19 protein-coding genes are annotated in these 19,167 nt (G+C 67.1%); 3 read left to right on the forward strand and 16 right to left on the reverse strand.

What is annotated here, in order from left to right:
• Positions 1 to 170 precede the first annotated feature (170 nt).
• The 3 genes from lpxC to recN all read left to right on the forward strand — a co-directional run bounded on the left by lpxC (position 171) and on the right by recN (position 3,773).
• Entirely contained in the window at positions 171 to 1,100 is a 930-nt protein-coding gene (gene lpxC / locus BLQ14_RS07500; protein ID WP_092499772.1) for a UDP-3-O-acyl-N-acetylglucosamine deacetylase, read from the forward strand.
• Positions 1,101 to 1,316: 216 nt separating this feature from the next.
• Positions 1,317 to 2,078 carry an outer membrane protein assembly factor BamD gene (locus BLQ14_RS07505; protein ID WP_245657006.1) on the forward strand — a complete coding sequence of 254 codons (762 nt, stop codon included), beginning with the start codon at positions 1,317 to 1,319 and terminating at the stop codon, positions 2,076 to 2,078.
• A gap of 45 nt (positions 2,079 to 2,123) precedes the next feature.
• On the forward strand, positions 2,124 to 3,773 hold the full coding sequence (recN, locus tag BLQ14_RS07510) for a DNA repair protein RecN (protein ID WP_092499776.1): 1,650 nt from the start codon (positions 2,124 to 2,126) through the stop codon (positions 3,771 to 3,773).
• Between the two features lie 24 nt (positions 3,774 to 3,797).
• Here the strand turns inward: recN and lexA are convergent, their stop codons facing one another.
• The 16 genes from lexA to BLQ14_RS07590 all read right to left on the reverse strand — a co-directional run bounded on the left by lexA (position 3,798) and on the right by BLQ14_RS07590 (position 19,024).
• Positions 3,798 to 4,499: a transcriptional repressor LexA gene (lexA, locus tag BLQ14_RS07515; protein WP_092499778.1), complete on the reverse strand. Its 702-nt coding sequence runs from the start codon at positions 4,497 to 4,499 to the stop codon at positions 3,798 to 3,800.
• A gap of 111 nt (positions 4,500 to 4,610) precedes the next feature.
• Entirely contained in the window at positions 4,611 to 5,798 is a 1,188-nt protein-coding gene (locus BLQ14_RS07520; protein ID WP_092499780.1) for a molybdopterin molybdotransferase MoeA, read from the reverse strand.
• Positions 5,795 to 6,289, reverse strand: a complete 495-nt coding sequence (moaC, locus tag BLQ14_RS07525; protein ID WP_092499782.1) for a cyclic pyranopterin monophosphate synthase MoaC — start codon at positions 6,287 to 6,289, stop codon at positions 5,795 to 5,797. The genes BLQ14_RS07520 and moaC overlap by 4 nt, the downstream gene beginning before the upstream one ends.
• Entirely contained in the window at positions 6,286 to 7,098 is an 813-nt protein-coding gene (gene trpC / locus BLQ14_RS07530) for an indole-3-glycerol phosphate synthase TrpC (RefSeq protein ID WP_092499784.1), read from the reverse strand. The genes moaC and trpC overlap by 4 nt, the downstream gene beginning before the upstream one ends.
• A 74-nt stretch (positions 7,099 to 7,172) precedes the next feature.
• Positions 7,173 to 7,568, reverse strand: coding sequence for a tol-pal system-associated acyl-CoA thioesterase (gene ybgC / locus BLQ14_RS07535; RefSeq protein WP_092499786.1), 396 nt, complete (start codon positions 7,566 to 7,568; stop codon positions 7,173 to 7,175).
• A 36-nt stretch (positions 7,569 to 7,604) separates the two neighbouring features.
• Positions 7,605 to 8,426, reverse strand: a complete 822-nt coding sequence (locus tag BLQ14_RS07540) for an NAD(P)-dependent oxidoreductase (RefSeq protein WP_092499788.1) — start codon at positions 8,424 to 8,426, stop codon at positions 7,605 to 7,607.
• 98 nt (positions 8,427 to 8,524) lie between these two features.
• Positions 8,525 to 9,835, reverse strand: coding sequence for an ATPase (locus tag BLQ14_RS07545; protein WP_092499790.1), 1,311 nt, complete (start codon positions 9,833 to 9,835; stop codon positions 8,525 to 8,527).
• Between the two features lie 130 nt (positions 9,836 to 9,965).
• The gene (locus BLQ14_RS07550; RefSeq protein ID WP_092499792.1) at positions 9,966 to 10,460 is read right to left on the reverse strand and encodes a prepilin peptidase; all 495 of its coding nucleotides are present in this window, start codon (positions 10,458 to 10,460) and stop codon (positions 9,966 to 9,968) included.
• Positions 10,461 to 10,466: 6 nt separating this feature from the next.
• Positions 10,467 to 11,324 (reverse strand): tetratricopeptide repeat protein, encoded by an 858-nt coding sequence (locus tag BLQ14_RS07555; RefSeq protein ID WP_092499794.1) that lies wholly within the window; start codon positions 11,322 to 11,324, stop codon positions 10,467 to 10,469.
• Between the two features lie 31 nt (positions 11,325 to 11,355).
• On the reverse strand, positions 11,356 to 11,934 hold the full coding sequence (locus tag BLQ14_RS07560) for a tetratricopeptide repeat protein (RefSeq protein WP_092499796.1): 579 nt from the start codon (positions 11,932 to 11,934) through the stop codon (positions 11,356 to 11,358).
• A 2-nt stretch (positions 11,935 to 11,936) separates the two neighbouring features.
• Entirely contained in the window at positions 11,937 to 12,899 is a 963-nt protein-coding gene (locus BLQ14_RS07565) for a type II secretion system F family protein (RefSeq protein ID WP_092500215.1), read from the reverse strand.
• 51 nt (positions 12,900 to 12,950) lie between these two features.
• Positions 12,951 to 13,919: a type II secretion system F family protein gene (locus tag BLQ14_RS07570; RefSeq protein ID WP_176759532.1), complete on the reverse strand. Its 969-nt coding sequence runs from the start codon at positions 13,917 to 13,919 to the stop codon at positions 12,951 to 12,953.
• A 3-nt stretch (positions 13,920 to 13,922) separates the two neighbouring features.
• Positions 13,923 to 15,425, reverse strand: a complete 1,503-nt coding sequence (locus BLQ14_RS07575; RefSeq protein ID WP_092499798.1) for a TadA family conjugal transfer-associated ATPase — start codon at positions 15,423 to 15,425, stop codon at positions 13,923 to 13,925.
• Between the two features lie 11 nt (positions 15,426 to 15,436).
• Complete coding sequence (locus BLQ14_RS07580) at positions 15,437 to 16,678, reverse strand: CpaE/TadZ family protein (RefSeq protein ID WP_092499800.1); 1,242 nt, start codon at positions 16,676 to 16,678, stop codon at positions 15,437 to 15,439.
• 235 nt (positions 16,679 to 16,913) lie between these two features.
• Positions 16,914 to 17,585 carry an OmpA family protein gene (locus tag BLQ14_RS07585; RefSeq protein ID WP_092499802.1) on the reverse strand — a complete coding sequence of 224 codons (672 nt, stop codon included), beginning with the start codon at positions 17,583 to 17,585 and terminating at the stop codon, positions 16,914 to 16,916.
• Positions 17,586 to 17,590: 5 nt separating this feature from the next.
• Positions 17,591 to 19,024 carry a type II and III secretion system protein family protein gene (locus BLQ14_RS07590; protein ID WP_092499804.1) on the reverse strand — a complete coding sequence of 478 codons (1,434 nt, stop codon included), beginning with the start codon at positions 19,022 to 19,024 and terminating at the stop codon, positions 17,591 to 17,593.
• Positions 19,025 to 19,167 lie beyond the last annotated feature (143 nt).

Here is a 19,167-nt window from a genome sequence, read left to right on the forward strand (position 1 = left end):
AACAAGCCGGACTGCCCTTCTCTTGCGCTGGTCGGCAAAGATTCGCCAATGCCCGGGAAGGCAGATCGCGAACGTTGCATTGCCGCAGGCGCGCCGTCATTAAGTGGTCGGCAGGGACAAACGGGGGCGAAACGGGAGCGGTACGATACCGCTTTCGAAAGGGTGAAGTGTTGCAGAGAACGATCAAGTCTTCGGTGAGCTTTGACGGTGTCGGCTTGCACACAGGCGCGCATGTGCGCGCGACGGTGCGGCCGGCGGCGGCGGAATTCGGCATCTGGTTCCGCCGTCTGGACGCTGCCAGGGGGCTTGACCCGATGATCCCCGCCCATTGGAGCGCGGTGGACCCTTCGGAGCGCTGCACCCGGTTGAAGAACGCCGACGGTGTCAGCGTCTCCACGGTCGAGCATGTCATGGCGGCGCTGGCCGGCTGCGGCATCCACAACGCGGTGATCGAGGTCGAAGGCCCCGAACTGCCGATACTTGACGGCAGCGCCGCGCCGTTCGTGACCGCGTTCATGGCCCGCGGAGTGCGCGAGCTCGATGCGCCGGTGCGCGTCTTGCGGGTCTGCGCGCCGGTGGAGGTGCGCTCCGGCGAGGCGTTCGCACGCCTCGAGCCCGCGGAGGGCTTCGAGATCGCGTTTTCCATCGACTTTCCCGATCGTGCCATCGGCCGGCAGGAGAAGGCCCTAGACATGGCCAACGGCGCCTTCGTGCGGGAGCTTTCCGACAGCCGCACCTTCGGCCGTCTTGCCGATGTCGAGCGCCTGCGCGCCGCCGGGCTCGGGCTTGGCGGATCCCTCGACAATGCCATCGTTGTCGATGGTGGCCGCATCCTCAATCCCGACGGCCTGCGCCATGCCGACGAGCCCGTGCGCCACAAGATGCTTGACGCGCTCGGCGATCTCGCGCTCGCCGGCGCGCCGCTGCTGGCCCGCTATGTGGGGCATCGGGCGGGCCATGCGCTGACCAATCGTCTTCTGCACCGGCTCTTCGCCGAACCCGCCGCCACGCGCATTGAAACATGCCCGCCCGAACAGGCACGCAGGCTTCCGGGCATGGAGATGAGCCACGCCGATATTCCCGTCTCCTGTTCGGCGTGAAGGCGCACCGCATCGCCGGCCGCGCGCCAATTGCCGTTTTGCCCCGATTTTTTCTGTGCTAGGACCACAGGGACGGCTTGCCGTCCGGCCGGCGTGGCAAAGTGAATTGGGGGTATCGTGAGCGATCGAGCATCCTTTTGTTGCGCAAGGGGTCTTGGTACGGCCGCCTGGCTTTCCTTTCTGGCAGTCGCTCTCGGCGCCTGCGCGGACCAGGACGTGAGCCGGATCGACTTCGAGAACTACACGGCGCAGGAAATCTTCGCGCTCGCCGAGCGGGAGCTCGAGCAGGCCAACAACCCCGAGGATGCGGCGCGGATCTTCGGTGAGGTCGAGCGTCTCTATCCCTATTCGGAGCTGGCCAAGCGCGCGCTCATCATGCAGGCGTACAGCTACCACCAGGCGAAGGATTACGAGAACGCGCGCTCGGCCGCGCGCCGGTTCATCGACTTCTATCCTGCCGACGAGGACGCTGCCTATGCGCAGTATCTTCTGGCGCTCAGCTACTACGACCAGATTGACGAGGTCGGCCGCGACCAGGGGCTGACAATGGAAGCGTTGCAGGCGCTCAGGGTGGTGATCGAGCGCTACCCCGACAGCGAGTGGGCGCGCTCGGCGAAGCTGAAGTTCGAGCTTGCCTTCGACCATCTCGCCGGCAAGGAGATGGAGGTTGGCCGCTACTACCTGAAGCGCAAGAATTACACCGCGGCGATCAACCGCTTCCGCAATGTCGTGGAACGGTTCCAGACAACCACCCACACGCCCGAAGCGCTGTACCGGCTGGTGGAGGCCTATCTTGCTCTCGGCCTTGACGCCGAAGCGCAGACGGCCGGCGCCATCCTCGGGCACAACTACCGGGCCAGCGAGTGGTATCAGGACGCCTACGCGCTTCTCACCGGCCGCGGCCTGCGCCCCGAGGTGGCGGGAGACAGCTGGCTGCGCAGCGTCTACCGGCAGATGATCCGCGGCGAGTGGCTCTAGCGGTGATGACGCTTCCGGCAGGCGGCTGAGAGCACGGGAAGGGCGATGCTGCGCGGGCTCGACATCCGCGATCTGCTGATCATCGAGCGGCTGGAACTGGAGTTTCAGCCCGGCCTGAATGCGCTCACCGGCGAGACCGGGGCGGGAAAATCCATTCTTCTCGACGCGCTCGGTTTCGCGCTGGGCTGGAAGGGGCGGGCAGATGTACTTCGCCCCGGCGCCGCGCACGGCGAGGTCACCGCGGTGTTCGATCTTGCGCCGGGCCATCCGGCGCGCGCGGTGCTTGCCGAGGCCGGTCTGCCGGAAGGCGATGAGCTGATCCTGCGCAGGATCATCTCCAGGGAAGGGCGGAGAACCGCCTTCGTCAACGACCGCCGCACATCGGGTGACGTGCTGCGGCGGATCGCCGAGACGCTGGTTGAGCTGCACGGCCAGCACGACGACCGCGGCCTTCTCAACCCGCGGGGCCACCGGGCCCTTCTCGACGCCTTCGCCGGTAACGCCCGCGAGCGGGAGGCGGTGCGCGAGGCGTGGCGGCAGCTGGGGCAGGCGCGGCAGCGGCTCGCCGATGCCGAGGCCGATATCGCGCGGCTCGCGGAAGAGGAGGGATTTCTTCGCCACGCCGTGGACGAGCTTGAAAAGCTGGCGCCGCAGCCCGGCGAGGAGGCCGAACTTGATTCCGAGCGGCGGAAGTTGCAGGCAGCGCGACGCATCGGCGAAGACATCGCCCGCGCCCATGCAGCCTTGGGCCATGAGGGCGCGGAGCGGCCGATGGCCGATGCCCTGCGCTGGCTGGAGGGTGTGGCCGACCGGGCGGAGGGGGCGCTCGACGAGGCGATCGAGGCTCTGGGACGGGCGCTTGACGAGCTGGGACGCGCCGAGCAGGCGGTGGCGCGGGCGGCGGAAAGTCTCGAGTTCGACCCGGCCCGGCTCGAGGCGGTGGAGGAGCGGCTGTTTGCCATTCGGTCGCTCGCGCGCAAGCATTCCGTTGCGCCCGACGACCTTCCGGCCCTGGGCGAGGAGCTGGCCGCGCGGCTTTCAGCACTTGAAGGTGGCGCGCGTGATCTTGCCGCTCTCCGCAATGCCGTCGCCGAGGCCGAAGCGGCCTATGATGCGGCAGCCGAGGCGCTGGGCGCGACACGCCGCGCAGCGGCCAGGCGGCTCGACGAGGCGATGGCGGCGGAGCTGCCCCCGCTCAAGCTCGAACGGGCGATGTTCCGCACCGAGATCACCCCGGCCGAGCCGGGCCCGGAAGGGTGCGAGGCGGTGAGCTTCACCGTCTCCACCGCGCCGGGGGCGCCGCCGGGGCCAATTTCGCGCATTGCCTCGGGCGGCGAGCTGTCAAGGTTCCTGCTGGCGCTCAAGCTCTGCCTGCATGGCGACGACTCCGGCGTCACCATGATCTTCGACGAGATTGACCGTGGCGTCGGCGGGGCGACGGCCGATGCTGTGGGGCGGCGCCTTGCGCGTCTCGCCCAGGGCGGGCAGGTGCTTGTCGTTACCCATTCGCCCCAGGTGGCAGCGCGCGCGGCGCATCACTTCCGCGTCGAAAAGCGACTCTCGGAACGGGGCGTGAGCTCGACTGTCGTTGCGTTGTCCCCAAAGGAACGGGTCGACGAGATTGCACGGATGCTCGCCGGCGACACGGTGACGGAAGAGGCACGCGGCGCGGCGCGGGCGCTTCTGGCGGACTAGGGGGCGGCTTCGGCCGCGCTCCGCTCAATAGGTGCGGATCAGCCCCACGAGCTTGCCCTGCACCTCGACCTCATGGTCGGGATAGACCCGCGTCTCATAGGCCGGGTTTGCCGCCTCGAGCGCGATCATGCCGCCCTTGCGGCGGAAGCGCTTGAGCGTTGCCTCATGCCCTTGCACCAAGGCCACGACGATGTCGCCATTGTCGGCGGTGGAGGTCTCGCGGATCACCACGATGTCGCCGTCGTTGATGCCCGCCTCGATCATCGAGTCGCCCTTCACCTCGAGTGCATAGTGTCGGCCGTTGCCGGAAAGCATGCTGCCGGGCACCGCGACACCGCTTGAGGCGTGCGATATCGCCTCGATCGGAACGCCGGCGGCGATCCGCCCCATCAGCGGCAGCTCCACCGCTTCCGCAGGCTCGAGAGGCAGCGCCGTGGCCGGGCGCGCGGGGCGATCGCCCTCGATCACGCGGGGCGAGAACCCGGTGCGCGCCTCGCCTTCCGTGGCGAGCGATTCAGGCAGGCGCAGGATTTCGAGCGCCCGCGCGCGGTGCGGCAGGCGGCGAATGAAGCCGCGCTCCTCAAGGGCGGTGATGAGCCGGTGGACGCCGGATTTCGAGCGCAGGTTCAGCGCGTCCTTCATCTCGTCGAAGGAGGGCGGCACCCCGTCCTTCTGCATGCGCTTGTGGATGAAGGTAAGAAGATCAAGCTGCTTGCGCGTGAGCATCGAGGCGTTCCTCCCGCTGGTCTCGCCATTTCAGGTTGTGCGCGATGACATCAAATCGCGCAAGCGTGGCGACAGGTTCCCTCGATGTTCTACGGACGTTCACATAACGTGTCAACGCGCGCCGGATTGAAGCGGCAGGTATTCGACTATCTCGCCCGCCCGTCGTGGCGAATCGGCCACAGGGCGGATCAGAAGCGCGTCCGCAGCGGCGAGGATGCTCAGAAGCGAGCTGTCCTGATTGTCGAAGGGCAAGAGGCCCCGCTCGGTGAGCCGCGCGCGCATGTAGTGCTCGCGCGGGCCGTTGGCGGGCACATCGACGGCAAGCGGTGCCTTCAGCCTCGGTGCCGGGGCAGGGGGGAAGCCGAGGATCGCGCGCAGCGCCGGGATCAGGAACACATGCCCGCAGACCATCGACGAGACGGGGTTGCCAGGCAGGCCGATCAGAACCGCCTCACCAAGCCGGCCGGCCATCAGCGGCTTTCCGGGGCGCATGGCGACCTTGTAGAAGGCGCGCTCCATCCCCGCCTCGGCGGCGGCGGCTCCGACGAGGTCATAGTCGCCGACCGACGCCCCGCCGATGGTGACGATGAGATCGGCGCCCTCGGCCAGCCGGAAGGCCTGATCGAGCGCTTCTGCCCGGTCGGGCACGATCGGCAAGAGCCGCGCACGCGCGCCCTCGGCCTCGAGAAGCGCGGCAAGACCGAAGGCGTTCGAGGCGATGATCTGGTCGGGCCGGGGCTGCCCGCCGGGCATCACCAGCTCGTCCCCGGTCGAGATGATGGCGACCTCCGGCCGGCGGGTCACGGGGAGCTCGGGCAGGTTCATCGCCGCCAGAAGGGCGATATCGGCCGCGGCCAGCCGGCGCGGGCCTTCCACGGCCGTGCCGGCGGCAAAGTCGCCCCCGCGCGGGCGGATGTGAAAGCCCTTGTCGAGATTGTCGCCGATGACGATCTCGTCGCCCTCGCGGGTGACATCCTCCTGTATCACGACGCGGCTCGCGCCTTCGGGCAAGGGCGCGCCGGTGAAGATGCGCACCGCTTCTCCGGGGCCGACGCGGCCGGCGAAGGCGCGCCCCGCGGGTGCCTCGCCGATGACCTTGAGCCGCGCGCCGGGGCGCACATCCTCGGCGCGGGCGGCGTAACCGTCCATTGCCGAGGCATCGAAGGGGGGCTGATCGCGCCGCGCCTCGACGCGCCCGCGCAGCACCCGCCCCGCGGCCTCGCGCAAGGGCACGGTCTCAACCGGCAGCGGTCGCACCAGCGCAAAGATGCGCTCGAGTGCGTCCGATACCGGGATCACGCGCCCGCTCCCTCGCGCCCCGCCTCGTAGCGGCCGGACTTGCCGCCGTCCTTCATCACGAGGCGAATCTCGCCGATGACCATGCCCTTCTCCACCGCCTTGACCATGTCATAGACGGTGAGCGCGGCCACCGAGACGGCGGTGAGCGCCTCCATCTCCACGCCGGTCTGGCCCGAGGTCTTGACCGTGGCGGTGATGCGGATGCCGGGCAGGCTCTCGTCCGGTTCCAGATCGAGCGCGACCTTGGTGATCGGCAGCGGGTGGCACAGCGGGATGAGATCGGCCGTCTTCTTCGCGCCCATGATGCCCGCCAGCCGCGCCACGCCCAGAACGTCGCCCTTCTTCGCGCGTCCCTCGACGATGAGCGCCAGCGTCTCGGGCTTCATGCGCAGATGACCCGAGGCCACGGCGACCCGATCGGTCACCGGCTTTTCCGAGACATCCACCATGTGCGCGCGGCCCTCGGCGTCGAAATGGGTGAGCTCGCTCATGGGGCCTCCTCCGGCGTCAGGGGGTTGGCAAGAATGGCGCGGGTTGCGGCCGCGACATCGCCCGCGCGCATCAGGCTCTCGCCGATGAGAAAGGCGCGCGCGCCGACCCGCGCCATCTCTGCCAGATCCTCAGGCGTGAAGAGGCCCGATTCGGCGATCACGCGGCGCTCCTTCGGCACCATCGGCGCAAGGCGGCGCGTGGTCTCCAGCGTCGTTTCGAAGGTGTGAAGGTTGCGGTTGTTGATGCCGATGAGCGGCGAGGAGAGCGCGAGCGCGCGCTCGAGCTCGGCCTCGTCATGCACCTCGATCAGCGCATCCATCCCCCAGCTTTGCGCGGCGTCCTCAAGCTCGGCGGCCTGCGCGTCGGAGACGCTGGCCATGATGATGAGAATGCAGTCGGCCCCCCAGGCGCGCGCCTCGGCCACCTGATAGGGGTCGTAAAGGAAATCCTTGCGCAGCACCGGCAGCGACACCGCCTCGCGCGCGGCGGTCAGATACTCGGGCGCGCCCTGAAAGCTCGGCCGGTCGGTGAGCACCGAAAGGCAGGTGGCCCCGCCCGCCTCATAGGCGCGGGCGAGTGCGGGCGGGTCGAAATCGGCGCGGATGAGGCCCCGGGATGGCGAGGCCTTCTTGATCTCGGCGATGAGCCCGTAGCCGGTGGCGCAGGTGGCCTCGAGAGCGGCGGCGAAGGGGCGCACCGGCGGCGCGGCGCGGGCGGCGGCCTCGATCTCGGCGAGGGGACGGGCGGCCTTGGCGGCGGCGATCTCCTCGAGCTTGTAGGCCTTGATGCGGTCGAGAACTGTGGTCATGGCAGGCAGATAGCCCGGCCAGCGCGCGATGGGAAGGGCAGCGAGCTCACCCGCGGCGCCGTGTTACCCACCGCTCAAACGGAGAGCGCCTTGCGCAGGGCTTCGGGCAGGCGGCGCGGCCGGCCCGCCGCATCGAGCATCACCAGCGTGACCAGCGCGCGGAACAGCGGCGTCTCCTCGCGCGTTATCTCCTGATCGAGCACGAGCCGGGCGGGGCTTGCATGATGCAGCGTCGTGGTCACGCACAGAAGGTCATCGAAGCGGGCGGGGCTCAGATAGTCGGCCTCCACACGCCGCACGGCGAAGACCGCGCCCTCACGCTCCTTCAGTGCGCGCTGGTCGATCCCCAGCTCGCGGACCCATTCGGAGCGCGCACGCTCGATGAATTTCAGGTAGTTGGCGTAATAGACGATGCCGGCGAGGTCGGTGTCCTCGTAATAGACCCGGCAGGTGAAGCGGTGCGCATCCATGACCCGCCGCCTAGCGCGCCCGCGCGCGAATCGCAATCACCGCCGGGGACGGAGCGCGGCCAGCGCCGCCTGAACCGCGCGCGGCAGATCGGTCGCGGCGCCCTCTGGCGCGGCGTCGAGCGCGCTTTCCACGTCCTTGACCAGAATGCCGATGGTGTTGTCATGGCCCATGCCGTCGCGGGCAAACTCGATCTCGTCGAAACCGGAGGCAAACCAGTTCTGGCCCGAGGAGGCGTGGATGAGCCGAAGAATCGCGGCCTCGTCAATCCCGGCAGCATCGGCCCACTCGAGCACCAGCCGCGTCATCGCCGTGTGCGAGGCGGCGAGCAGGTTGTTCAGCACCTTTGCCTGCATGCCGGCACCGAAAGCCCCCATACGGTGAAAGGAGCTTCCCATCGCCTCGAAAAGCGGCATCAGCCGGTCGATCACGGCTTTATCGCCGCCCAGCATGAAGCTAAGCTCGCGCCGCTCGGCACGAACCGCCGCCCCCGACATGGGCGCATCGACAAGCGCGATGCGCGCAGGCAGGCGGGCAGGCAGGCGCGCGAGCCAGCGCGGGCTGAGGGTGGAGGAGATGACAAGAGCCTCGAGCTCGTCGGCGCGTTCGATCATGCGCTGGGCATCGAAGAGCAGCGCCTCGGTCTGGGCGATGTCGCGGACCACCGTGACGAGGATACGCAGGCCGCGGGCGAAGGCTGCCGGATCGTCCGTCATCGCCGGGGCAAGGGGGCCGTAGTCGGCGGGCGGGCGGATGTCGAAGCCGCGGGCATCGAAGCCCGCCGTGCGCAGCGCGCGCAGCATCGGCGCGCCCATCCGCCCGCAGCCGGCTATACCGATCCCCGAAAGCGCGTCCCCCATGAACACCCGCCCGAGTTTGAAACCGGCCCAAGGCTGGCCGATTTCGCGGCCCTGCGCAATCGTTGAAGCCGGGGTGGCGGGGCCGGGGCTGCCGGGCGCTACTTCACGATATGCTCGTCCTTCACAAACATGTTCGCCCAGGCGCGGTCAACGAGTTCCGGCGTCATCTGGTAGGGAATGCCCTCGAACTCGCAGATCGAGATGATCTGGTCGATGAGGAACACCGGCTGGTAGTTGGCATAGACGTTGCCGATGGTGGGATACTTGTTCTCCAGAAGGTGCACCAGCGATTCCTCGTCGAGCGGCAGCCCCTTCTTGCGCGCGACCAGCGCGAAGATCTTCAGGAAGTCGCGCTTCGAAGGCCCGTCGATCTTGATCTTGAAGAAGATCCGCCTCAGCGCCGCCTGATCGAAGATCTCGTTGGGGTGGAAGTTGGTCGAGAAGATCACCAGCGTATCGAAGGGCACCTCGAACTTCTCGCCCGATTGCAGCGCGAGAATGTCCTTGCCCTCCTCGAGCGGCACGATCCAGCGGTTGATGAGCGCCTGGGGCGGCTCCTTCTGCCGGCCGAGGTCGTCGACGATGAAGACACCGCCGGTGGACTTCATCTGCAACGGCGCCTGATAGGTGCGGGCCACGGGGTTGTAGACGAGGTCGAGCATTTCGAGCGTGAGCTCGCCGCCGGTGATGACCGTGGGCCGCTCGCACAGGATGTAGCGGCGGTCATGGCGCGTGCCGCGGAGGCGCAGCGCGTTCGGATCCTGCTCATCTTCCGGCACGGCGGTGTGCACGATGGGGTCATAGACGGTGATGACCTGCCCGCCGTACTCCACCGCGTGGGGCACGTATATGTGGTCACCCAGCGCGTCTCGGATCCCGTTGGAAATCGACGACTTGCCGTTGCCCGGTGGCCCATACATCAGGATCGAGCGGCCGGAGCTGACCGCGGGGCCAAGCTGGCCGATGAGCTCCGGCGGCAGGACCAGGTGGCCCATGGCGCGGGTGAGCTGCTCGCGCGTGATGCGGATGTTGCGGATGGACTGGCGCTTGACCTGTCGGGCGAAGTCATCGAGCGGCACGGGCAGGGGGCCGAAATATTCCGACTGGGCAAGTGCGTCCTGGGCCCGCGCCTTGCCCGCTTCGGTGAGCTGATAGCCCATCTCGCCGCCGGAATTGGCGTGCAGCGTGCCGGTGGCCTCCACGAGCCCTTGGCGGCGGGTGGTGTCGATGAGCTCCTGGGTGAGCACGAGCGGCAGGCAGAGCGCGCGCGAGAGCTGGCCCGCGGTGTCGAGGCTGCGGCGGAACATGGTCTTGAGCAGCATGTCGCGCAGCATCACCGGGCTCAGGCCCGTTTCCTCCAGCGTCTTCGGCGGCGGTGGCGCGAAGACGGTACCGCTGTGCATGTTCATCCCGTTGCTCTCCCTTAACATTGCGCGCGACATCACGCGGCGGACCCGGGCGGAACCACGGTGCCGAAACTGTCGCTGCACTGTGGCAAAATCGGGAACGCTTCGGGGAATGACGGTGAAAGCGAAAGGGTCAGGCACCGAAGATCAGTCCGAGCCCGAGGTAGAAGGCGAGCGAGGGGCCGAGCGCCAGGCCCATGGGAAACTTCTGCGAGCTCCATGAGGCCCAGTCAGCGGTCAGCGCGCGAAACCGCGGCATGGCGCGGAAGGCACGGTGGGTGAAGAAGGCCGCCAGCATCACCACTGCCAGCAGGATCAAGAAGAGCCGCGCGTCAGCCGCGGGCACGAAAGGGGCCATGGCGGCGGCGAACTTGGCGTCGCCTGCCCCGAGGAGCCTGAGCGCGTTGGCGATGAAGCCTGCCACCAGAACCCCCAGCATCTGTGCCACGCGCCATGGGTATTCGGCCAGCGGCACGGCGAAGAGACCGAGAACAAGGAACACGGCCGCAAGAGCGAGCACCGCCTTGTTGCGGATCTTCATGTGCTTCAGGTCGCTCATCGCCACCCAAAGGCAGATGGGCAGCACGAAGGGCAGAAACAGCGCCGATTCCCAGAAGGTCAGGGCCATGACCGCTCAGAGGCTTGCATTCGACTCGAGCGCGCGCAGCGCCCGAACCGCCGCCTCGAAATGCTGCGGGTGGGTCTCGATCGCCTCCTCGAGAAGCGTCCTGCCGGTGTTCACGTCGCCCTGCTTGATCGCCGCGAGCGCCATGGTGTGCAGAAGCTGGGCGCGCTCGACCTGGGTCATCGGGATCGGCGGCAGCGTGTACTTGCGCTGCGCGGCGCGGGCCAGCACGAGGTTGTTCTTGGCGGTGAAGACCGAGGGGTCTTCCTTGACCGCCTCTAGAAACAGCCGCTCGGCCTCGGCATGGTCGCCGCGGGTGAGCTTGGAGTAGCCCCAGTTGTTGAGAACGGCGGCGGGCTTCGTGGTCAGACCCGCGGCCGTCTCGTAGAAGGCGTCGGCGCGCTTCCAGTCGCGGTTGGAGTCGGCCACCATTGCCTCGAGCCGGTAGCGCTTGTAGGTCTCGTAGGTGGGGGGCACGGAGTTGAGCGTGGCCTCGGCGCGCTCCCAGTCTCCAACGCGGATGAGCGCATCCGCATAGTCGACGCGATCCTCGTCGGTGACCTCCTTGTGCTCCATCACCCGCTTCCATACCTTCACCGCCTCCTCGGGCCGGCGGGCGCGCACAAGCGACTTGGCAAGCCCGCGCTCGAGGTCGATCCGGCCGGGGTGCTCCCGCAGCGAACGGCTGAAGTAGGCCACCGCTTCTTCGGGATCGGCCACGGTCAGCATGATGTCGCCGAGATTGCTTTCGTCGATGACGTTGACCGCGTCCATCGCGCGTTCCACGTCCGCGTCGGTTCCTCGCGTGCAGCCTGCAAGCGCGAGCGTGCCGCACAGAAGAAGCCCCACAAGCCTGCCCTGCCGCATAAGCCTTCTGTCCCTACTGCCCGATCGGCCCTCAATCCGGGGCGAGAAGAAGGTAGTCTCCCTCGCCACGGCGCAAGAGGGCCGGTTTGCCTGTGTTTTGGTCATCATAACCCGGATTTTCCTGTTTAGCGAGTGCCAGGGCCAGATTTTCTCTGATCTGTGGCGTGCTGCCGGCATCGAGCGCGAATGCCTTGCGGAAGACATGAACGGCCTCGGCGTGGTTTCCCCTTTCCATCAGCACGACGCCGAGATTGTTCCAGGCCGGGACAAACCCCTCGTCGCGTTGCGTGGCCAGGCGCAGATGCCTCTCGGCCTGCCCGAGCCGCCCGAGCTTCAGCTCGGCCGAGCCGATTGCGGTGAGCACCTCGGCAGTCAGCCCATGCTCGAGAGCGGCGCGATGGTATGCATCAAGCGCCAGCTCGTATTCTCCCGCGGCCATGAGCCGGTGGCCGACGACGAGCGCATCGACCGCTTCGCCGCGCGCCGGCGTGCCGGTCGGTGCATAGGGGCCGTTTTCCTCGATCAGGCGCTGAACGGGATCGTCGCAGCCCGTGAGGGCCGCGACGATGATCGCGCACAGGGCGAGACGGGCCGCAAACAGCGCCTGCATGCTCAGCGTCCCACGGGTACACCGCCCGAGTTCAGAGTCAGGTAGATGTCATAGACCGATGGCCCGACGAGGATAACCATGAGCGGCGGCACGGTCAGCGCCATGGTCATCAGCGTCATCTTAGTCGGCAGCTTGTTTGCCGCCTCCTCGGCGCGCATCAGCCGCTTGTCGCGCATCTCCGCCGAAAACACCCGGATCGACTCCGAGATCGGGGTGCCGAAGGTCTGGGACTGGATCAGCACGGTCACGAAGCTGGAGACGTCCGGCACGCCGACGCGCTCTGCGAAGTCGCGCAGAACGCTCGCGCGCTCCTTGCCGGCCTTTATCTCGTAGCTGATCAGCTGATACTCCTCGCTGAGCGCAGGGTAGGCCGTCTGCATCTCGCGCGCCACCCGCATCACGGCCTGGTCAAAGGACTGTCCGGCTTCGACACAGACGAGCATCAGGTCAAGCGAGTCGGGAAAGCCTTCGATGATCTGTTTCTGCCGCTTTTCCGCGCGGGAAGCGATCCAGCGCTTGGGCGCCATGTAGCCGATGAGCGCGGGCAGGGCGGCCATCATGATCTGCGGCGTCCCGATCGGCTCGTCACTGGTGGCGGCGAGAAACAGGATGTAGACGAGCCCGACCACAAGCGCGCCGAGCGCGAGGGTCAGCTGGGCGAAATAGAAGATCCGCACCGCCGACTTGGTGCGGTAGCCGGCGCGAATGAGCGCCATGCGCACGGCGGAGTATTTCTCCTCGTCCTGCGGCTCGAGGAAGTGCGAGAACCGCTCGAGCTTGTCCTTCCTGTCGGCGTGGCGCAGGCGCGGCCCCTCGCCCCGCGCCGTTCCTTCCCGCGCCTGCTTGAGCTTGTTGAGCGGGTCGGAGCGCTCCTTGAGCATGATCGGGACGGCAAGGGCGATGAGCAGGATGCCCAGAACCCCGGCGAGGATGATCGGCCCGAAGGTGCCGAGCGTGCTGGCCATTGCTGCAGCCTTCGGGGTGACAAGCGGTGTGAGCATCGGCACGCCCTCCGGTCAGACCTTGATGTTGGTGAGCATGCGCATCACCACCAGGTTGGCAATCAGGAACCCGCCGACCACGAAACAGGCCGGGATGAACACGGGCGTTTCCATCACCTTGTCGTAGTAGTTGGGCTGGGCGACGTTGATGCCCGCGAGCGCCACGAGAGGAAAGCCCGAGAGAAACTTGCCCGACCACTTCGCCTCCGCGGTGATCGCCGCCACCTTGCGGAAAAGCTTGAAGCGCTGGCGGATCACGTCCGACAGGCCGGCCAGGATTTCGGCAAGGTTGCCCCCCGACTGCTGCTGGATCGACACGGCCACGGCGAGGAAACGCAAGTCCTGCATGTCGAGCCGCTCGGCCATCGCCTTGAGCGCCTCGCCCACGTCGCGCCCGTAAGCCGCCTCGTCGGAGATCACCCCCATCTCGGTGCCGAGCGGGTCGGGAATCTCCTTCGCCACGATGGCAAGCGCCGCCGAGAAGGGATGGCCCACGCGCAGGCTGCGCACCATCAGCTCGATGGCGTCGGGCAGCTGATCCTCGATCAGCTTGATGCGCTTCTTGGCCTTGCTCGCCACCCACAGATAGATGCCGCCCACGCCCATTCCGACGGCGACGAGCAGCCTTACCGGCAGGCTGGCGCCGGTGCCCACCGTCAGGCCGACGAAGGCCACGCCCGAGACGAGGAACATCATCATCACGAGCTGGGCCGGCGAGAAGGCCAGATTTGCCTTCTGCGCCTTGGCCGCAAGGATGGAGTAGATGGGGATGGACTGCGACTTCAGGTGCTGGCTCATCTCCTTGCGCAGCTGCTCGAGCACCTGTTCGCGCCCCACCCCCTTCTCGAGCATGCGCAGGCGGCGGTTGACCCGGCTGTTGAGGCTGATCGTCTTGCCGAAGGCCATCAGGTAGATGCCCTCGACGAGCGCCAGCACCGCCAGAAAGATCAGGCCGTAGATGAAAGGTTCGATCGACAGGGTCATGGCTCAGATCGTCACTGTGGGCTCGAAGATGGAGGGCGGCAGGTCGTAGCCCCACTGCTTGAACCGGTTGGAGTAATGTGACCGGATCCCCGTCGCGGTGAACTGGCCGATGATCTTGCCGTTCGGCTCGATGCCGAGGCGCTGGAAGCGGAAGATCTCCTGCATCGAGATCACGTCCCCTTCCATGCCGGTGATCTCGGTGATGGAGACCATCCGCCGCGAGCCGTCCTGCAGGCGGCTGGCCTGCACGATGAGGTTGACCGCGCTCGCGATCTGGCTGCGCACGGCCTTGAGCGGCATCTCGATGCCGGCCATGGCCACCATGTTCTCGAGCCGCGAGATGCCGTCACGGGCCGAGTTGGCGTGGATCGTGGTCATCGAGCCGTCATGGCCGGTGTTCATGGCCTGCAGCATGTCGATGACCTCCTCGCCGCGCGTCTCGCCGACGATGATGCGGTCAGGACGCATGCGCAGCGCGTTGCGCAGACAGTCGCGCTGTGTCACCGCACCCTTGCCCTCGACGTTCGGTGGGCGGCTTTCCATCCGGCCGACATGGGGCTGCTGAAGCTGAAGCTCGGCGGTGTCCTCGATGGTCAGGATGCGCTCGGAGGGGTCGATGAAGGAGGAAAGCGCGTTGAGCGTGGTGGTCTTTCCCGAGCCGGTGCCGCCCGAGACGATGATGTTGAGCCGCGTCGCCACCGCCGCCTCGAGATACATCGCCATGTCCTCGGAGAAGGCGCCGAAGCGGATGAGATCCTGAACCGAAAGCTTTTCCTTCTTGAACTTGCGGATGGACACGAGCGAGCCATCCACCGCGATCGGCGGGACCATGGCGTTGAAGCGCGAGCCGTCTGCAAGGCGGGCGTCCACGTAGGGGTTGGATTCATCGACGCGCCGGCCCACCGCCGAGACGATCTTGTCGATGATCCGCATCAGGTGGCGCTCGTCCTTGAAGGTGACGTCGGAAAGCTCGAGCTTGCCGTTGCGCTCCACGAACACCTGGTAAGGCCCGTTCACGAGGATGTCCGAGACGGTGTCATCCTTCAGCAGCGGCTCGAGCGGGCCGAGGCCGATGACCTCGTCGATGAGATCCTGGATGAGCTGGGCGCGATCCTCCCGGTTGAGCACCACGCCCATTTCCTCGAGCGACTCGGCGGTGATGGCGTTGATCTCGGCGCGCAGCTCGGCTTCCTTGGCGTGCTCGAGCGCGGCGAGGTTGAGCTGGTCGAGCAGCCTCCGGTGCATCTCGGTCTTGATTTCGAGAAGCCTCTGACGGCGCTTGCGCTCCTTGTCCTCCGGCACCGGCTGTGCCGGGGCGCGATGCGTGCCGGCGCGCGTGGTGCTCGGGCGGGGCGCGGCCGGTGCCGCGGCTTGCTTCGGAGTTGTCGGCGCCGCGGGCTCGGCGGCCGGTGCCGCGGCGGCGGCTCGAACAGCCGCGGTCTCGGCCGGCGCGGCGCCGGCGGTGACTGCGGGTTTGGAGCTGGTCTTCCTGTAACGCGAGAACATCCTCTGCCCCCTCATGCAGCCTTGTCGGTTTCGGCCATATGATGTGCGTGCAGTTGTCGCGCGAGTTTCTGGATTTCCTTGCGCAGCGGATTCTTGGCCGCGGTCTCGGCCAGCGGCAGGCCATGGTCGCAGCTCTGCGTCACCGGCTTGCCGCCGTCGGGGAGCTGCACCTCAAGCGCGATCTCGAGACTCTCGGCCATGCGCTTGACCCGGCCCTTGCCGGTCAGATCGGTGAATTTCGGTGCGCGGTTGAGGACGAAGCGCAGCTTCTCGTAGGGCAGTTCCTCCTGCTTCAGGGCCCGCACGAGCCGCAGCACGTTCTGCGCCGAGCGCATGTCAAGTTCGACCGGCGTGAAATAGACATGTGCCCCGGACAGGACGGCCTCGGTCCATTGCACCAGGGTCGTCGGCATGTCGATGACGACGTAATCGAACAGCGAGCGCGCCATCTCGATCACCCGTTCGACATCTTCGGAGGTGATGATGTCGAGCGGGACGACATCGGTCGGGGTGGTCAGCACGCTCAGCCGGTCCTGGAACACCGTCAACGCGGCGCTGAAGGCATCGGCATCCATCGCGGCGGTGTCGGAGAGAAGCTCGAAAACCGCCTCGCGGCGGGGCAGGTCGAGATAGGTCGCAACCGAGCCGAACTGCAGATCGAGATCAATCAGACACACCTTGGGCGGTGGCGTGCCCTCGAGACAGGCCAGCTCCCAGGCGAGATTGACAGCGAATGTCGTCGCGCCAACGCCGCCGGCGATCCCGTGCACCGCGATCACCACGCCGTCACGGTTGGCGCGTGCGGCGGCCGGAGCCGCGGGAAACGCAGCCACCGCGGCCGGGGCCGGGGCGCGCAGCCGTTCGATGGCCTCATGCAGCGCACCCTCGGGCAGGGGGTAGGGGACGAACTCCTTCGCCCCGAGCCGCAGCAGCTGATGGAGCGCGATCGGGCTGACTTCCTCGGCAATCAGGATGACGTCAACGCCCGCCTCCTCGGCAGCAAGGATGACATCGGCGACCATGGCGAGGTTTTCCTCGTCCTGATCGTCGATGGCGATGGCCACGAATTCGAGCCTTCTCGCCTCCGGCTGGGAGAGGAAGGCGCGGGCTTCCTCGATGGTGATGTCGCCCCAGGCCTCGCCGAGTTCGGCCTCCATGTCCTCGATCAGAAGATCGAATTTCTGAACGTCGCGCGAGATCGTGCAGGCCTTGATCTCAGGTGCCGCTCGGTTGTCGGACGCAGCAACGCTCATGCTCGTACCTCACTACTCCACATGCCGGGGCGGTCCGCGAGTGCTGCGGCCGACCCGGTGGGGCCTTCCCGATGAAGATTCTCGGGGCTGCCTCTCCGATCGACGACAATCACCGGAGAACTGGGCAACATTGGGGCCAAATCGCACCAAATGTTCGATCCTGCAGAACGGCGCGAAAATGCGAAACGGCCCGCCGGAATGGCGGGCCGCAGCGGGCCGGTCAGGCTTTCCGCAATCAGCCGCCCGAGGCGATTTCCTGTGCTTCGACAGTCGGTTTTGCGGTCGCCGAGGCAACGTATTCGCGAAAGACGATCTCGGCGTACTTGCCGTTCATCACCGTCGGGTGCCGCTTGACGAAGCCCGAGACCTCGGTCACCGTCCGCCGGTTCCGCTCCTCGGGGCCCTCGGTATAGACCAGCGGTCGATCTTCACCGTAGCTCACGAGCGCCTCGAGCCGGCTGCGGCTGATGCCCTGCCTTGCGAAGAAGTCCACCACGGCCTCAGCCCGCCGTTTGCCGAGCTGGCGGTTGTAGGCCTCCGAGCCGACCTTGTCGGTGTGGCCGTAGACGCGGAAGCGCACCTCGGGGAAGCGCTTTATCCAGTCGGCCTGCTGGCGGAGGATCGCGATCGCCTCGGGCGTGAGACGGGCGCTGTCGAACTCGAAGGTGATGGTCGTCGGAACCTCGCGGGCAAAGCGTTCGCCCAGGGCGACAACATAGTCGCGCTCGCCCGACATGATCTCGGTATTGTTGCGCGTCGGGGCGCCGAAACCGCCTTCATCGGCGCTCGCTCCGAGTTCGCGCGCCCAGTCCGGGCTGCGGTCACACGCAGAAAGGGCGAGGGTGGTGGCGCCAAGCAGGCTCAACGCGGCAAGGCGGAGGGGGCGGAGGATCGCATTTCTGTTCATGCCCGTCACTCCATCACATAGCCGTAGCTGCCTTCGAAATCCTGGCGCGCCACCTCGGCCGCGCCGCCCTTGCGGGGCGTGGCGCGCCCGCCGATGTCGCCGAAGAGGAAGAATTCGGTCTCGGTGGGCAGGCGGACCCGGTCGGTGGGCAGCGCCAGCGCCTCGCCCGCAACGGGCGTGACGAGATGCGGGGTGACGAGGATCACGAGCTCGCTCTGATTGCGCGCATATTCGGCGCTGCGGAACAGCGCGCCCAGAACGGGGATGTCGCCAAGCCAGGGCACCTGGCCCTTGAGGTTGGCGAAATCGTCCTGCAGGAGCCCGGCGATGGCAAAGCTTTCGCCGTCACGCATCTCGACCGTGGTCGATGTCTCCCGCTTGGAGAAACCGTTCACGGCGAAGCCCGCGTTCTGCACCGTCACGGTCGTGTCGATGGCCGAGACGGCGGCCTTGATCTCGAGATTGATCACGTCGCCATCGACGACCCTCGGGATGAAGGAAAGCTCCACGCCGAAGGGCTTGTACTCGATGGATATGCCGCCGTCCGAATTGACCACCGGAATCGGGTATTCGCCGCCGGCGAGAAAGGTTGCCTCCTGCCCGGAAAGCGCCGTGAGGTTGGGCTCGGCGAGCATGCGCACCATGCCCTTGCTCTCGAGCGCCTCGAGAAGCATCTCGAACTGCAGCCCACCGACGTTGAAGCCGAAACCGAAGCGCCCCGTGGACTCGCCCGAGTAGCTCGGCAGCGTCGCGGGATCACCGTCGAACACGGCGCTGACATTGGTGTTCGATGAATATTGCCCGGTGCCGCCAAGCACCGAAAGCCCGCCGCCGAAGGCGGTGCCGTTCGCGGCGAGCGAGGAGGAGAGGCTCTTGGTCACCGAGCGGCGCATCTCGGCAAAACGCACCTTCAGCATCACCTGCTGGGTGCCGCCCACCGTCATCAGGTTCGACACGCGGTCGGGCGCGTAGCGCTCGGCAAGCTCCAGCGCCCGGTCGAGCTTGGCGATGGAGGAAACCGTGCCCGAAAGCACGATGCCGTCATTGGCGGTGCGCACCTCGATCTTCTCGCCGGGCAGGATCTGCTGCAGCCGCTCCTTGAACTCGGCGATATCGGGAGTGACATGCACCTCGACATTGCCGATCAGCCCGCCATCGGCGCCGAGAAGGGTGAGCGTAGTGCGCCCGGCGGACTTGCCCAGAACGTAGATCGTCCGGTCCGACAGGGTGGAGATGTCGGCGATGTTGGGGTTGGCGATGCTGAGCTCGGCGAAGGGGCGCTCGCTTTCAACCACGACCGCGCGGTTCATCGGCACGTTGAGCCGCGCCGCCCGATCTCCCGCCAGCACGCGCAGGGACTGTGCCATGCCGGGCGGGGCGGTGGAAAAGAGAACGGACAGGCCGAGAAGGCCCGCACAAAGGAAGCTCGCGATTTTCATGTGACCCTGCCTCTCTGATCACCTGCCTGGCCGGATCTGATGCGCCCGGTTTCGGGGGATCATGCCGGAAAACCGCGAATCGGGCAAGAAACATCGGGTTGACGGACAAAATTCATGTGGAGCGCGGGCAACAGAAAGCCCCG

It is taken from the genome of Meinhardsimonia xiamenensis (assembly GCF_900102905.1).
Lineage (GTDB): Bacteria > Pseudomonadota > Alphaproteobacteria > Rhodobacterales > Rhodobacteraceae > Meinhardsimonia > Meinhardsimonia xiamenensis.